This is a genomic window from Winogradskyella sp. (assembly GCF_965656915.1).
Classification (GTDB): Bacteria; Bacteroidota; Bacteroidia; order Flavobacteriales; family Flavobacteriaceae; genus Winogradskyella.
This window is the reverse complement of record NZ_CBFHMI010000007.1, coordinates 33,675-49,217: the sequence shown is the minus strand read 5'-3', so window position 1 is coordinate 49,217 and position 15,543 is coordinate 33,675. Positions and strand designations below refer to the sequence as shown.

The following is a 15,543-nucleotide window of genomic DNA, read 5'->3' as shown; positions in this document are numbered from 1 at the left end:
TCGATAATTCGAAACGCTTTTTTATTTACATTCAATATTATACAGTAAAAACATCTTGTATTTGTGGATTGTAATCTACTAATGTAAAATCTTGAAACTACTTTTTAATTTCTCTTTCTTTTGTTTTTTACTTCAAATAAAATTGGTAATGAATAAGGCACTATTACAGGTTTGCCATCCACCATTCCAGGTGCAACCATTTTTGGTAATAGTCTGATAACTCTTGTAGCTTCTTGTTCAGATGCTTTATTAGGTCCTCTAGTTTGAATATCTATAATATTTCCCGAAGTATCAATCTTAAAGCTAACAAATATGCGTTTTTTACCTGCGCTTAAATTAGATTTGCTTAAAACACGTTTTTTAAATTTTCTTGAAACAAAGGTTGCTATTTTATTAGACATACATTGTTTAAGGTCAGTATTTTCCTCTAGATTTTCACAGCCCGGATAAATAGGGACTTGTTCAACTTTAGCAAAAGGAATAGTCTCTGATTCTTGTGCGCTGATTCCCAGAGTTAAAGAAAAAACAAATACGATTAAATGTGGTAATTTATTCATGTTTGAATGTTAAACAGCGACAGCACCTTTAATATGAGGATGTGGATTGTAATCTACAAGTGTAAAATCTTCAAACTTAAAGTCAAAAATATCTTTAATCTCGGGATTTAAAACCATTTTTGGTAATGGTCTAATATCTCTAGATAACTGAAGTTCTAGTTGATCTATATGATTATTATAAATGTGTGCATCACCAAAAGTATGAATAAAATCTCCTGGTTGGTAACCACAAACCTGTGCTACCATCATGGTTAATAGAGCATATGATGCGATGTTAAATGGTACACCTAAAAAGATATCCGCACTGCGTTGATATAACTGACAAGATAATTTGCCATTAGCTACATAAAACTGAAAGAATGCATGGCATGGAGGTAAAGCAGCTTTACCGTTAGCTACATTTTCAGAGAATGATTTAGACGTATCTGGCAACACCGAAGGATTCCATGCAGATACGAGCATTCTTCGACTATCCGGATTGTTTTTTAATCCTTTTATCACCGCTTTGATCTGGTCTATATCTTCACTGGCCCAATTACGCCATTGATGTCCGTATACTGGTCCTAAATCACCATTTTCATCTGCCCAAGCATTCCAAATACGTACTCCGTTTTCATTTAGGTAATTAATATTTGTATCGCCTTTTAAGAACCAAAGTAATTCGTAAATAATAGATTTAAGATGTAATTTTTTGGTCGTTACCATCGGAAAACCTTTACTAAGATCAAAGCGCATTTGATACCCAAAAACACTCTTGGTACCTGTACCTGTTCTATCTCCTTTTTCGTTTCCGTTTTCTAAAACGTGTTTTACTAAGTCGTGATATTGCTTCATAACATTTCCCACGAAAATGGGAATCTTTTTAATTCAACTTTTAATATTTTTTCACATATAGACTATGCTTAATGTGACAACAAACGAAAATAAAAAAAAGCTTCAGTTCATTAAGACTTGAAGCTTTACATAATATTAAAAGTTATTAACTATAATTATCCGATAATCATTCCTGCAATAGTAGCAGATATTAGAGAAGCAATTGTACCACCAATTAAAGCTTTCATTCCAAATTTAGATAATTGTTTGCGTTGGCCTGGTGCTAATGATCCAATACCGCCAATTTGAATTCCTATAGACGCAAAGTTAGCAAAACCACATAGCATATATGTTGCCATTATGATGGATTTCTCGTAGTTGAGATGTGTTGTGTTAGCGACATTTTTTAAATCGGCTAATTGAATATAACCAACAAATTCACTAGCTGCTAATTTGATGCCTAGTAACTGTCCCATCATCATTACATCTTCCTTGGCGACACCAATTAACCACATTAATGGCGCAAAGACAGTACCTAATATGGCTTCTAAGGAAAAGGCAGGATAAGGTGTATTGGCTGCCATCCAAGTGTTAAGTGTAGTGACATCACCAACCCAACCTAAAATGCCATTAATCATAGCAATAAATGCAACAAATACTAATAACATGGCACCTACATTCACAGCTAATTTTAAGCCTTCCGTGGTTCCATTTGCAATAGCATCTAATAAATTAGAACCGATTTTTTCTTGTGATACAGACACGTCTGTATTTATATCTTCGGTTTGTGGGAATAATATTTTTGAAATTACAATTGCGCCTGGTGCTGCCATAACTGAGGCTGCCAATAAGTGTTTAGCGTAAACTAACCTTAACGCAGGATCGTCACCACCTAAAAAGCCAATATATGCTGCTAATACCGCACCAGCAACAGTAGCCATACCACCAATCATCACTAGTAGTATTTCGGACTTATTCATTTTTTCTAAATACGCCTTGATAAGTAAAGGTGCTTCGGTTTGACCTAAGAAAATATTACCAGCCACACTCAAACTTTCCGCCCCAGATATCTTAAGGAGTTTGGTTAGTAACCACCCAAAAGCTTTTACCACTTTTTGAATAATACCGAGATAAAAAAGAACTGAAGTTAATGCTGAGAAAAATAGTATCGTAGGTAAAACCTGAAAAGCGAATATGAAACCAAATGTATCCATATCTTCAACTAACCCTTCAAATAAAAACTTACTACCAGCTCTTGTAAAATCTAATACACTTACAAATAGACTACCTACCCATTCAAATACTGTTTTTACAAATCCAATACGTAATACACCAATAGCAATGAGCAGTTGGAATACAAGTCCTATGCCAACAGTTTTCCAATTAATGGCTTTTCTGTTACTGCTAAATAAATAGGCTATGAATATTAAGGTGACCATACCTAATACACCTCTCCAAAGACTATTAATTGAGAAACCTTTACTAGCAATAATAGTATCTTCAGTTTCTATAATACGTTTGTAAGGCGAAAATTTATATTTAACACCGACTTCATTAAAGACTAAGGTGGAATCTGTTAGTTCGGTAATTTTATATTTGCGCACCGTATCGTTAGGCTGATTATAGTAAAACAATAACAAATTGTTTTGATATATATAATCACCAGATGCGTGTAAATTGTTTTTGGCTTCTAAAGTATAGCCAAATTCTCCGTTGCTAAAACGAATAGTGTCATTCTTAGAAATATTGAAAAGAGATTTTCCAGAACTATTCTCAACGGCATCGAATTGCCACGTTTTCTCTAGCTCTTGTGCTGTAATTGATGATAATGCAAAAAAAATAGCAATAAGCGCTTTAAAAAACTTAGTCATGAAATATTTTGTTAGTTAGCGTTTAGAAATTTCGTCTCTAATTTTAGCGGCAAGCTCATAATCTTCATTATTAACTGCATCTTCTAAGAGTTTATTAAGTTCTTCCAGAGATTTATCTTTGTAACTTTCTTGTTCAGCTGTTGCTGTTTCTATTTCTTCAGCAATAATATCATCTACCAAAATGCTATCCTGTTCTTCATCATCTTTCTTGGGATTCACTTTGAGATAGATACCTGCCTTGTCTAATATATTTTTATACGTAAAAATTGGCGCTTGAAAACGCAGCGCTAAAGCAATGGCATCACTAGTTCTTGCATCAATAATTTCTTCTATTTTATCACGTTCACAAATTAAGCTAGAGTAAAAAACTCCGTCAACTAATTTATGAATGATGACTTGCTTTACGATAATATCAAATCGGTCTGCAAAGTTTTTAAACAAATCGTGAGTTAAAGGACGTGGAGGGCGAATCTCTTTTTCTAGAGCAATAGCAATAGATTGTGCTTCAAATGCACCTATGACAATAGGTAATTTTCTGTCACCATCTACCTCATTTAGGATTAAAGCATAAGCGCCATTTTGTGTTTGGCTATAAGAAATGCCTTTAATATTTAATTGTACTAAGCTCATAATTTATAAAACACAAAGAACTGTTTAAATTTGGACTTTACCAACTGCATATGGCACAATTGGATATTTTTCTCAATACTTTCGATAAAACGCAAGTACTTTTTAAAAAATCAAAATTTAAACAGCCCTATACTATTTACAAGGTAATAAAATTATGCGTTTTGCGCTTTAAAAGCTTTTAATTTTTCAATAAGTTGAGGTACTACTTCAAAAGCATCTCCAACGACTCCGTAGTCAGCAGCTTTAAAAAACGGTGCTTCAGGATCTGTGTTGATTACAACTTTAACCTTAGAAGCATTAATACCTGCTAAATGTTGAATAGCACCAGAAATTCCAATAGCAATATAAAGGTTAGAAGCCACTGGTTTTCCTGTTTGTCCTACGTGTTCACTATGAGGTCTCCAACCTAAATCTGAAACTGGTTTAGAACATGCTGTAGCTGCTCCTAATACATCAGCTAACTCTTCGATCATTCCCCAATTTTCAGGACCTTTAAGTCCTCTACCACCAGAAACAACAACTTCAGCATCGGCAATACTAACTTTATCTGTAGCCTTATCAACTGACTCTACAGTTACACCAGATTCTGGTATTGAAGGTGAAAAGTCTTCAATATTCGCACTACCACCTGATTCCACAACTCCAAATGAGTTGTTTGATAAACCAACAATTTTTACATCTGTGGTTATTTCTGTATTGGCAAAAGCTTTATTTGTAAATGCCGTACGCTTGACTGCAAATGGAGAAACACTAGTTGGTGCTTCAACAACATTAGAAACATAACCCGCATCTAAACCTACAGATAATAGTGGTGCTAAATATTTACTATCTGCACTAGAGCTAACGACAACGACTTTTGAACCTTCATTTTTTGCAGCGCTTTCAATTGCAGCAGCATATTTTTTTGCATTGAATGTACTTAAACTGTCATCCGTAATTGATAACACTTTTGAAGCACCATAATTGCCCAAATTCTCCGCATTTTCTGCGTTTACAGTTACCGCAGTAACTGTCGTTCTCATTTGGTCTGCAATTGCTTTTGCATAAGAAACCACCTCAAATGATGCTTTCTTAAATTTTCCTTTTTCTGACTCTGTATATACTAAAACTGACATAGAATTTTATTTTTTGTCATCCTGAACTTGTTTCAGGACCTCATTAATCATTTCGTTATTTAAGTAAGATTCCGAAAAACGTTCGGAATAATTTAGCTTTGTTAAATCACTTTAGCCTCGTTATGAAGTAGGCTTACTAATTCATCAATATTATCTGATTCTACTAATTTCACTGCACCTTTTGGAGCTGGTTTTTCAAAGCTTGTAGCTTTTGTCTCTTCATTGGCATCAGTTGGTTCAACTATGGTTAATGGTTTTTTTCTTGCCATCATAATCCCGCGCATATTCGGTATGCGTAAATCACTTTCTTCTACAAGTCCTTTTTGGCCGCCAATAACTAAAGGCAATGAGGTAGTAACAGTTTCTTTGCCTCCATCAATTTCTCTTACTGCTTTAGCAGTTGTTCCATCGACTTCTAAATGAATACAGTTGGTTACAAAGTTTGCATCAATCAATGAGGCTAACATTCCTGGTACCATTCCACCATTATAATCAATGGATTCTCTACCTGCAATTACTAAATCATAACCACCTTCATTGACAACTTTAGCAAGTTGTTTTGCTACTGCAAAACCGTCAGTTGCTCCTGTGTTTACTCGTATTGCAGAATCAGCACCAATAGCAAGTGCTTTTCTTAATGTTGGTTCGGTTTCAGCACCACCAACGTTAACAACATCTACACTGGCTCCTTGTTTTTCTTTAAACCACATAGCACGTGTTAAACCAAACTCATCATTAGGATTAATTACAAACTGAACTCCATTAGTATCAAACTTTGTATCGCCGTCTGTAAAGTTAATCTTTGATGTAGTATCTGGTACATGACTAATACACACTAAAATCTTCATAATCTCGTTGTTATTTATATATTTTATTGTTTTAGGAATTTACTCAATCCTTATCGTAACGCAAGTAAAATTCTCTTTATTTTATGTTTTTTCAGATAAATTTACCTGAAAATATTGCGGTCACGAAGATAATTATTTTATTTCGAATATTTACTATGCACGCATAATAAATTTTAAAGAAATTTGATTTATATAGTTTTTCTTTTATTCCTATTTTTGCTATTCGATATAAAAATAAATTAATGAAGACAATTCAATTTAGAGAAGCTATTTGCGAAGCCATGAGCGAGGAGATGCGCAGAGATGAAAGTGTTTATCTTATGGGTGAAGAAGTGGCTGAATATAACGGAGCATACAAGGCGTCTAAAGGTATGTTAGATGAGTTTGGTGCAAAACGAGTTATAGATACTCCAATTGCCGAACTTGGTTTTGCTGGTATAGCTATAGGTTCTACCATGACTGGTAATAGACCTATTGTTGAGTATATGACATTTAACTTCTCTTTGGTAGGGATTGATCAGATCATTAATAATGCTGCAAAAATTAGACAAATGTCTGGAGGACAGTTTAAATGTCCAATTGTATTTCGTGGACCTACTGCTTCTGCAGGTCAATTAGCAGCAACGCACTCGCAAGCTTTTGAAAGCTGGTTTGCTAACACACCAGGTTTAAAGGTTATTGTGCCATCAAATCCTTATGATGCTAAAGGTTTATTAAAATCTGCAATAAGAGATGACGACCCTGTAATCTTCATGGAAAGTGAACAGATGTATGGAGATAAAGGGGAGGTGCCAGATGGTGAGTATGTATTGCCAATTGGTGTTGCAGAAATTAAAAGACAAGGAACGGACGTTACAATTGTGTCATTTGGTAAAATAATTAAAGAAGCTTATAAAGCGGCAGACGAGCTTGAAAAAGAAGGTATTTCTTGTGAAATTATTGATCTGCGTACTGTTAGACCAATGGACAGAAATGCAATATTAGAATCAGTTAAGAAAACAAACCGACTAGTAGTATTAGAAGAAGCGTGGCCTTTTGGAAATGTCGCAACAGAAATCACATATTTGGTACAGTCTGAAGCATTTGATTATTTAGACGCTCCAGTGGTAAAAATAAATACGGCAGATACACCTGCACCTTATTCTCCTGTTTTACTAGAAGAATGGTTACCTAACAGTAACGATGTGGTAAAAGCAGTCAAAAAAGTAATGTACAAATAAATAAATCGCAGTTTTCTGCGTTTAGTAAACTTCATTAGTAACCTAAAAACGAATGTTTAGTATGGTTGTTGATGAAGTTTGTTTTTAAATATGAAGCTAAGACTAATTATAACTTTATATGTTTTCGGATTTTTATCAGCTTTTGGGCAGACTAAAGTCAGTGGTTATGTCTATGATGAATTTGATCAGCCTATAGCTTTTGCTAATGTTATATTCAAAGGGTCTACTGAAGGTACTATTACAAATGAAGATGGTAAGTTTTACCTCGAGTCTCATGAAAAATGGGAAGCTTTAATTGTTTCCTTTTTAGGGTTCGAAGTGTTAGAAGTACCACTGACTATGCGTGTTAGTTATGACCTAAGGTTTGTCCTTAAAGAGGAGGCTTCATCACTAGACGAAGTCGTCATTATAACGGGTAAGCAATCTAAAAAAGCCTCTGAAAATCCCGCAATCAGAATTCTTAAAAAAATTTGGGAGAGAAAACGCCAAAACGGATTAAATCAATTTAAACAATACGAATACGATCAATACGAGAAAGTAGAATTTGATCTTAATACCATTGATAGTGCATTAATAAAAAGTAAGCTTTTTAAAGGGATGGAGTTTGTTTTTGAAGAAGTAGACACATCATCAGTTACAGGTAAAACTTATTTGCCAATATTCTTAAATGAATCAGTAAAAAAGGTATATGGAGATAATGTAATTAATGAACAGCGTGAAGATTTAAAAGGAAACAAAAACTCTGGTTTTAGTAATAATCAGGTGATTATAGATTTTATTGATGATTTGTATTCAGATTATAACGTATACGATAACTATTTGAAATTCTTCGATAAGAGTTTTGTGAGCCCATTAAGCAGAACAGGTGTTCAGACCTATAATTATGTGCTTTCAGACAGTGCATTTATTGAAAATAAATGGTGCTATAATATTATATACTATCCACGACGTAAAAATGAATTGACCTTTAAAGGTGATTTTTGGGTAAACGATTCTACCTATGCTATTAAAGAAATTAATATGCAAGCTTCTAAAAGCGCTAATATTAATTGGGTAAAAGAAATTTATATAGAGCAGGAATTTGAAGTTTTAAATGACTCTGTGTTTTTAATAAAGCGCGATTATTTCTTATCAGATTTTGCTTTAAATAAAAAGGAAAAATCTAGAGGGGTCTACGGAAAACGTACCACCTTGTATGATAATTATAAATTCAATGAGGCAAAAGATCCTAAATTTTACGATAAGGTAGTTTATAATTATGATGAAGATGTCTACAATCGTGAGGATGACTTTTGGGAAACCAATAGACTAGAAGCCTTAAACAAGGATGAAAAAGGTGTCTATAAAATGTTAGATACTTTAAAGACAGTCAAAAAATTTAAACGTCTTTATAATTTGGGAAGCATACTGGCATCTGGTTATGTGGAATTTCCTAGTATTAACTTTGATTATGGACCAATCTTTTCAACTTTTGGATTTAATGACGTTGAAGGACTACGATTACGAACAGGCGGAAGAACTTATTTTGGACCCAACGATTTGTGGAGATTAGAAGGCTTTTTAGCCTATGGATTTAGAGATGACAAGTTTAAATATGGTATTTCTGGTAAATGGTTACTAGATAAGCGGAGTAGATTCACACTTTTTGGTGGTCAACGACGTGATGTAGAGCAAATAGGAGCCAGCTTAACAAGTTCTACAGATGTGCTAGGAAGAAGTTTAGCATCTTCTGCGGTAATTGTTACAGGAGCAAACGACAAATTAACCAATATAAGTCTTACTAATTTTGGAATGTCTGTAGAGCCCATTCGGAATTTTGAAATTAGATTAGACGGTAGTTTTAGGCAATTACGTTCAGCATCTAAAACCTTTAGTCTAGATTATAATGATCCTGAATCATCTACAGGAGTTTCCGCTGAAGTGGATCAATTTGAAAGCCGATTGTCTTTAGCATTTTATCCTAAGCGACAAATGACCGGATTTGGAGTAGAACGAAAGAATAAGAATGATAATTTTGCCAGATTATTTGCGCAAATCAGCAGAGGAGACGAAGATTGGTTTAATAGTGACTTTAATTATACTAAAGTACAGTTTTCTTACATACAGCCTTGGCAAGTTGGTGGTTTTGGTCGCTTAACAACCTCTATTGAAGCTGGTAAAACTTTTGGAGAAGTACCTTTAGCTTTATTGAGTGTGGTGCCAGGTAACCAGACCTATTTTTCTATTTACAATATATTTTCACAGTTAGATTTTTATGAGTTCGTAACCGATACGTACACATCCATGCATTTAGAACATAATTTTAATGGACGTTTATTTTCTCGTATTCCATTTCTTAAAAAGTACAATTTAAGAGCTATTCTTAGTCTTAGAGGTGTTTGGGGAGAATTATCAGAAGAAAATATTGCCCTTAGTACAACAGGAAACCCTCTAGAATTTCCTTTAATAGCACCAGACTCTCGTGTATATTATGAGTATAGTGTCGGTGTTGCTAATATTTTTAAAGTTTTACGAATAGACTTCAATTTTAGAGGAAACTATTTAGATGCGCCAGATGCTCGAAAATTTGGTATAACTGGTAGCTTTGGCTTCTATTTTTAAGCGACTTACAATTAGTATTGATAAAAATTTTCTTTCCTTTTTAGATGCTAACACGTGTAATAAATTATGCTTGTATTTTTTTAGGAGTAAGAAACTCTACGCTTTATCTTTGTAGCTTTTAATACTAAAAGCATGGCTGATACAACTAGGATAACATTTGATGTTTTAATTGAAATACCAAAAGGTAGTCGTAACAAATATGAATATGATTTTGAATTGAATAAAATTCGTTTCGATCGTATGTTATTTTCATCTATGATGTATCCAGGTGATTATGGTTTCATACCAGAAACCCTGGCTTTAGATGGTGATCCACTTGACGTTTTGGTCCTTACGGCAGAGCCAACGTTCCCAATGTGTGTTATGGAAGTTAAACCTATAGGAGTTTTTCACATGGCAGATGAAAAAGGACCAGATGAAAAAATTATTTGTGTACCAGTTTCTGACCCAATTTGGAGTCAAAGAAATGATGTATTTGATTTAAATCCACATCGATTAAAAGAGATTGAACATTTCTTTCAGGTGTATAAAGATTTAGAGAAAAAGAAAGTTGATGTTGGTGGTTGGGGAGATTCTGCTGAAGCAAACAAAATATATAGAAAGTGTATAGAGAGATATGAAAATAGTGAGCATAAATTAAATGGCGATTTCACTATTTAATCGTAGTACGAATTTAAAACAAAAGAATGCCCTTTTATATTGTCTGTAAAAGGGTTTTTCTATTACCATTCAATTTACTACTTTTGCCCAGCTAAATAACAAATCAAATAAAAAATAAAATATGGAATCAAATATGATTTTTGTGCCTATGGCATTAGCAGTCTTAGGATTGCTTTTTATGTTCGTAAAAATGTCCTGGGTAAAAAAGCAACCTGCTGGAAATGAAAAAATGCAAGGAATTTCTAAAGCGATAAAAGAAGGTGCTCTTGCCTTTCTTGCTGCAGAATACCGTCTTCTATTAATTTTCGTGGTTATAGCATCAGCTGCATTATTTGGAATTTCACAAATGGTAGATACGACTAGCGTTATGATTATACCAGCCTTTATTATAGGAGCAGTATTTTCTGCTTTAGCTGGTAATGTTGGGATGCGTGTTGCTACCGAAGCTAATGCTCGTACTGCCGAGGCAGCAAAAACAAGTTTACCACAAGCTTTAAAAGTTTCTTTTGGAGGTGGTACAGTAATGGGACTTGGTGTTGCAGGTTTAGCGGTGTTAGGTTTAAGTTTATTATTCTTTATATTCTTAGGTCAATTTATGACTGAAGGTGGAGATTTTTATGCGGATATGACAGTCGTTCTTGAAACTTTAGCTGGTTTCTCATTAGGTGCAGAGTCTATTGCGTTATTCGCCAGAGTAGGTGGTGGTATTTATACCAAAGCCGCTGATGTTGGTGCAGATTTAGTTGGTAAGGTTGAAGCAGGTATACCTGAAGATGATCCTCGTAACCCAGCAACCATTGCTGATAACGTTGGTGATAATGTAGGCGATGTAGCTGGAATGGGTGCGGATCTATTTGGTTCTTATGTTGCAACCGTATTAGCAGCTATGGTATTAGGTAATTATCTTATTAAAGATATGTCTGCGACAACACAGTTTTCTGATGCATTTAATAATATGGGTCCTATTTTATTACCATTGGTAATTGCTGGAGTAGGAATATTAGCATCTATACTTGGTACCTTTTTAGTTAGAATATCTAGTAATGATGCTAAGGAATCTCAAGTTCAAAAAGCTTTAGATACTGGTAACTGGGTGTCTATAATTATTACATTAATAGCAAGTTGGTTCTTAATCCGATGGATGTTACCAGAAACATTAACTATGAATTTCTTTGGTGAAGGTGCAAAAGCTATTCCATCGCGTCACGTATTTTACGCTGCTATGATAGGATTAGCTGTTGGTGCTTTGATCTCAATAGTAACGGCTTACTATACATCTTTAGGTAAAAAACCAGTAATGGATATTGTGAAAAATAGTTCAACTGGTGCCGCAACTAATATTATTGCTGGACTTGCGGTTGGTATGAAATCTACATTCTTATCTGTAATATTATTTGCAGCTGCAATATATGGTTCTTATGCATTAGCAGGTTTTTATGGTGTAGCATTAGCGGCATCTGCAATGATGGCAACTACAGCGATGCAGTTAGCGATCGATGCTTTTGGTCCTATTGCGGATAATGCAGGCGGTGTAGCTGAAATGAGTGAATTAGAGCCTCACGTACGTGAGCGCACAGATATATTAGATTCAGTTGGTAATACAACCGCTGCAGTTGGTAAAGGATTTGCCATTGCTTCTGCTGCATTAACAGCTTTAGCTTTATTTGCTGCTTATGTAACGTTTACAGGTATTGATGGTATTAATATCTTTAAGGCAGATGTATTAGCAATGTTATTTGTTGGTGGAATGATTCCTGTAATCTTTTCAGCTTTAGCTATGCAATCTGTAGGTAAAGCAGCCATGGAAATGGTTCAAGAAGTTCGTCGACAGTTCAAAGAAATTCCTGGAATTATGGAAGGAACTGGTACACCAGAATATGCGAAGTGTGTAGATATCTCTACTAAAGCCGCATTAAAGGAAATGATATTACCAGGGCTAATTACAATTATTACTCCAATCATTATTGGATTAGTATTTGGAGCAGAACCATTAGGTGGTTACATGGCTGGTGTTTGTGTGAGTGGTGTAATGTGGGCAATTTTCCAGAATAATGCTGGTGGTGCATGGGATAACGCTAAAAAATCATTTGAAGCTGGTGTGGAAATTAATGGTGAAATGACCTTTAAAGGTTCAGACGCTCATAAAGCTGCTGTTACAGGCGATACTGTTGGTGATCCTTTTAAAGATACATCTGGTCCATCAATGAACATTTTAATTAAGTTGACATGTTTAGTAGGGTTAGTAATTGCTCCTATTTTAGGTGGACATGGTTCTGAAACAGCAATGGCTTATACAAATGTAGAGGTTGAAAGGTCTATAACCGTTGAAGGCAATAATGAATCAAAGGCTAGGGCTGAAGTGAAGACCATTAAAACTTTAGAAAATGGAAATCGTGAAATAAGTGAAAAATCATTTGAAGGTACTTTGGATGAAGTTGCTAAAGAAGCGAGTGCTTATGCAAAGGAAGAGAAAGAGAAGTATTAGTCAATCTCTTATTAATATATAAAAAAACCACGCTAATCAGCGTGGTTTTTTATGCTTAATATATAATCGACTTAAGACTTTGTTTTAGGCTTGTCTCTATTCATTTCAGTAATGTTAACATGAGTTGCTTCTTCACCTAAAAGATGTTTACTAAAATGATCTGCTCTTAACCAAAAGGAATACTCTGTCATACTACCAAAACTATGCCTTTGTCCTGGCATTAGCATAAAATCAAATCGTTTATTCGCTTTTATTAAAGCGTTCGCCATTCGGATGGTTCCTCCAGGGTGTACATTGTTATCTACATCACCAGTAATAAGCATTAGTTTTCCTTTTAAGTTTCCTGCTAAGGATTGATTATTGTCAATCATATACTTATACTTAACATTTCCATTTTCATCAATTTCTTCTTGTACACCATGATGTGTTTCACTCCACCAGCTATTATATATGGCATTGTCGTGGTTACCAGCTGATGAGACTGCAGCCTTAAAGAAATCTGGATAAACCAATATAGCTGCAGTAGACATAAAACCACCACCAGAATGACCATAAATACCAACCTTTTCAATATTAATAAAATCATATTTGTCTGCTAGCTGTTCTGCGACATGTCTTTTATCTGCTAAACCGTAGTCCCTTAAATTACCATAACCATAATTATGATACCATTTAGAACGATCTGGATGTCCACCACGATTTCCCATAGTAACCACAATGAATCCAACCTGAGCCATTCTGTCTAACCTGTCCATACGTACAGAAAATGACTTATTTACAGCTTCCGTTTGCGGACCTGGATAAACGTATTCTAACAAAGGATATTTTTTTGTAGAATCCATTTCAAAAGGCTTATACATTACACCGTAAATATCCGTTATACCGTCATCTGCTTTCATTTTAAATGGCTCTGGGAATTTATAGCCAGTAGCCATGAGTTGGGATAAATCGGCTTCTTCTAGTTGCATAACCACCTTACCTGCACTGGTTCTTAATTCTGACTTTGGAACTGTATTTACTCTAGAATAATTACTTACAAAAAATTCGTTTGAATCTGCCATATCTGTTCTTGTATTGTAATCACCTGAATTAAGTGCTTTTAAGCCACTGCCATTTAGGTTGATTTTATACATATGTTCATAATACGGATCTTGATCTTTTGGAATACCGTGAGCCGTAAAGTATAGTGTTCGTGATTTTTCATCAACACCAATAGCTCGTTCTACATGGAAAGCGCCTTTGGTGACTTGATTTTTTAAGTTACCATCACTATCATATAAATAATAATGTGCCCAGCCAGAGCGCTCTGCCCAATGTAACATTTCAGTCTCATTGTTGAACAATACTAATGGACGTGATTCAATATACGTATTAAAGCGTTCTTCAATCAAAACCTTTGTTTCACCTGTATTAATATCCGCCACACAGATATCTAGTTTTTTTCGATCTCTGCTAATGGTATTGTAATAGATTTTACCTTTTTTGGATAATAATAAAGATGGTCTAAATTCATCATCATAATTCGATTTTTTTAAAGGTTCGCGATAAATCTGTACGCTCTGTTGCTTAATGGTGTCCAATTGTACTTGTATACTCGATTTGGTTGGCATATCAAACACGTGTACTTCTGTTTTGTAAAACTCATCTTCACCAGGCATATGGTATTTGTAAGTTTCTAAAGTAGGACGCTTACTTGCAGTTGTATTAATAATCCAAAGCTCATCTATATGTCTTGAGTCTGTTCTTTGGAACACAAACTTTTTTGAATCGTGTGACCAAATACCGCGAACATTCTTACGCTTATCTTTGTTTTTTTTCATAGACTCATTAGTTTCTCCTCTTCCACTTCCACCACCATAAGAATAGTATAACTCACCATCTGTAGTCCATTGATTTTCTAATATAGTTGTGTCTTTTTCATTTTTTACGGCTTTTAAGAAATTTGCTTTATCCATCCAGTACATATTATAATTCTTAGAGAATAATACAATAGAACTATCTGGAGCAATGTTAGCCCACTGTTTCCATTTTTCTTTTCCTTTCTTTTTGTTGTCTAATACTGTTAATGAATTACTACCTAGTGTATATTCAAAATGATAGACTTTGTTAACCATTTTTGGTTTGCCTTTTTTCTTTTTCTTGGTTTTTGTAGAATCCGTCTCAGTTTCAGAATCTTCAGTTTTTTCGTCCTCGTCTTTTTCTTCTTCAACTTTTTCTGTAGATGTTACATAGAATTGAATTGCAGTTTCATTTTTCACAAACTTAAAATTGAAACGTGGTAAGTGCTTGGCATCATATGGGTCTTTAGTGATTTCAGTTAACCATTGCGCCATTTTTTCGTTGTCAAATAATTCTTTTTTAGTGCGTTTGTCGGCATCAACTATATAATATTTAGAACCATCCGTGGTTTTGTATTGATACCAAAATCTGTTACCATTCTTTAACCAATGCGGTATTACTGATGTTGAGTGTACTAGTTTACCGAGATTGGTTGGAGAATACTTAGCTGCTGCTCTGTAATTTGGTTTTGGTGTTTTAGATTCGGTTTTATTTTGTGCTGTTATAAAGCAAAACGAAAGGCCTAAAACAAAAAAGAATATGAGTTTTTTCATGAGGAGTTGTTTTAGTTTTAGAAGTTAAAATTCATGAGTTTACTAAAATACTCGTAAATTTTTGAACGTGTAAATATTTAACATTTCGCTTAGTATTTATCTATTTTTAGAATTCCATATAATAGATTTTA

11 protein-coding genes are annotated in these 15,543 nt (G+C 34.3%); 4 read left to right on the top strand and 7 right to left on the bottom strand.

The features are described 5' to 3' along the window. Nucleotides 1–104: 104 nt before the first annotated feature. The 6 genes from ACTG3Y_RS03860 to ACTG3Y_RS03835 all read right to left on the bottom strand — a co-directional run bounded on the left by ACTG3Y_RS03860 (nt 105) and on the right by ACTG3Y_RS03835 (nt 5,834). Nucleotides 105–557 carry an energy transducer TonB gene (locus ACTG3Y_RS03860; protein WP_439151611.1) on the bottom strand — a complete coding sequence of 151 codons (453 nt, stop codon included), beginning with the start codon at nt 555–557 and terminating at the stop codon, nt 105–107. Nucleotides 558–566: 9 nt separating this feature from the next. Continuing rightward, a complete protein-coding gene (locus tag ACTG3Y_RS03855; RefSeq protein WP_439151610.1) occupies nt 567–1,391 on the bottom strand; it encodes a thymidylate synthase in 825 nt (274 codons plus the stop codon). Nucleotides 1,392–1,546: 155 nt separating this feature from the next. Next, entirely contained in the window at nt 1,547–3,241 is a 1,695-nt protein-coding gene (locus tag ACTG3Y_RS03850) for a nucleoside transporter C-terminal domain-containing protein (RefSeq protein WP_439151609.1), read from the bottom strand. A 15-nt stretch (nt 3,242–3,256) separates the two neighbouring features. Then, on the bottom strand, nt 3,257–3,871 hold the full coding sequence (locus ACTG3Y_RS03845; protein ID WP_439151608.1) for a bifunctional nuclease domain-containing protein: 615 nt from the start codon (nt 3,869–3,871) through the stop codon (nt 3,257–3,259). A gap of 152 nt (nt 3,872–4,023) precedes the next feature. Then, on the bottom strand, nt 4,024–4,986 hold the full coding sequence (locus ACTG3Y_RS03840; RefSeq protein ID WP_439151607.1) for an electron transfer flavoprotein subunit alpha/FixB family protein: 963 nt from the start codon (nt 4,984–4,986) through the stop codon (nt 4,024–4,026). 101 nt (nt 4,987–5,087) lie between these two features. Then, entirely contained in the window at nt 5,088–5,834 is a 747-nt protein-coding gene (locus tag ACTG3Y_RS03835) for an electron transfer flavoprotein subunit beta/FixA family protein (RefSeq protein WP_439151606.1), read from the bottom strand. 242 nt (nt 5,835–6,076) lie between these two features. Between ACTG3Y_RS03835 and ACTG3Y_RS03830 the strand changes: the two genes are divergently transcribed. From ACTG3Y_RS03830 to ACTG3Y_RS03815, 4 genes are all read left to right on the top strand, one after another. Continuing rightward, on the top strand, nt 6,077–7,054 hold the full coding sequence (locus ACTG3Y_RS03830) for a pyruvate dehydrogenase complex E1 component subunit beta (protein WP_439151605.1): 978 nt from the start codon (nt 6,077–6,079) through the stop codon (nt 7,052–7,054). Between the two features lie 90 nt (nt 7,055–7,144). Continuing rightward, nucleotides 7,145–9,655 (top strand): DUF5686 family protein, encoded by a 2,511-nt coding sequence (locus ACTG3Y_RS03825; protein ID WP_439151604.1) that lies wholly within the window; start codon nt 7,145–7,147, stop codon nt 9,653–9,655. 132 nt (nt 9,656–9,787) lie between these two features. Then, complete coding sequence (locus ACTG3Y_RS03820; RefSeq protein ID WP_439151603.1) at nt 9,788–10,315, top strand: inorganic diphosphatase; 528 nt, start codon at nt 9,788–9,790, stop codon at nt 10,313–10,315. Between the two features lie 121 nt (nt 10,316–10,436). Continuing rightward, complete coding sequence (locus ACTG3Y_RS03815; RefSeq protein ID WP_439151602.1) at nt 10,437–12,800, top strand: sodium-translocating pyrophosphatase; 2,364 nt, start codon at nt 10,437–10,439, stop codon at nt 12,798–12,800. 71 nt (nt 12,801–12,871) lie between these two features. Here the strand turns inward: ACTG3Y_RS03815 and ACTG3Y_RS03810 are convergent, their stop codons facing one another. Next, the gene (locus ACTG3Y_RS03810) at nt 12,872–15,412 is read right to left on the bottom strand and encodes a DPP IV N-terminal domain-containing protein (protein ID WP_439151601.1); all 2,541 of its coding nucleotides are present in this window, start codon (nt 15,410–15,412) and stop codon (nt 12,872–12,874) included. Nucleotides 15,413–15,543 lie beyond the last annotated feature (131 nt).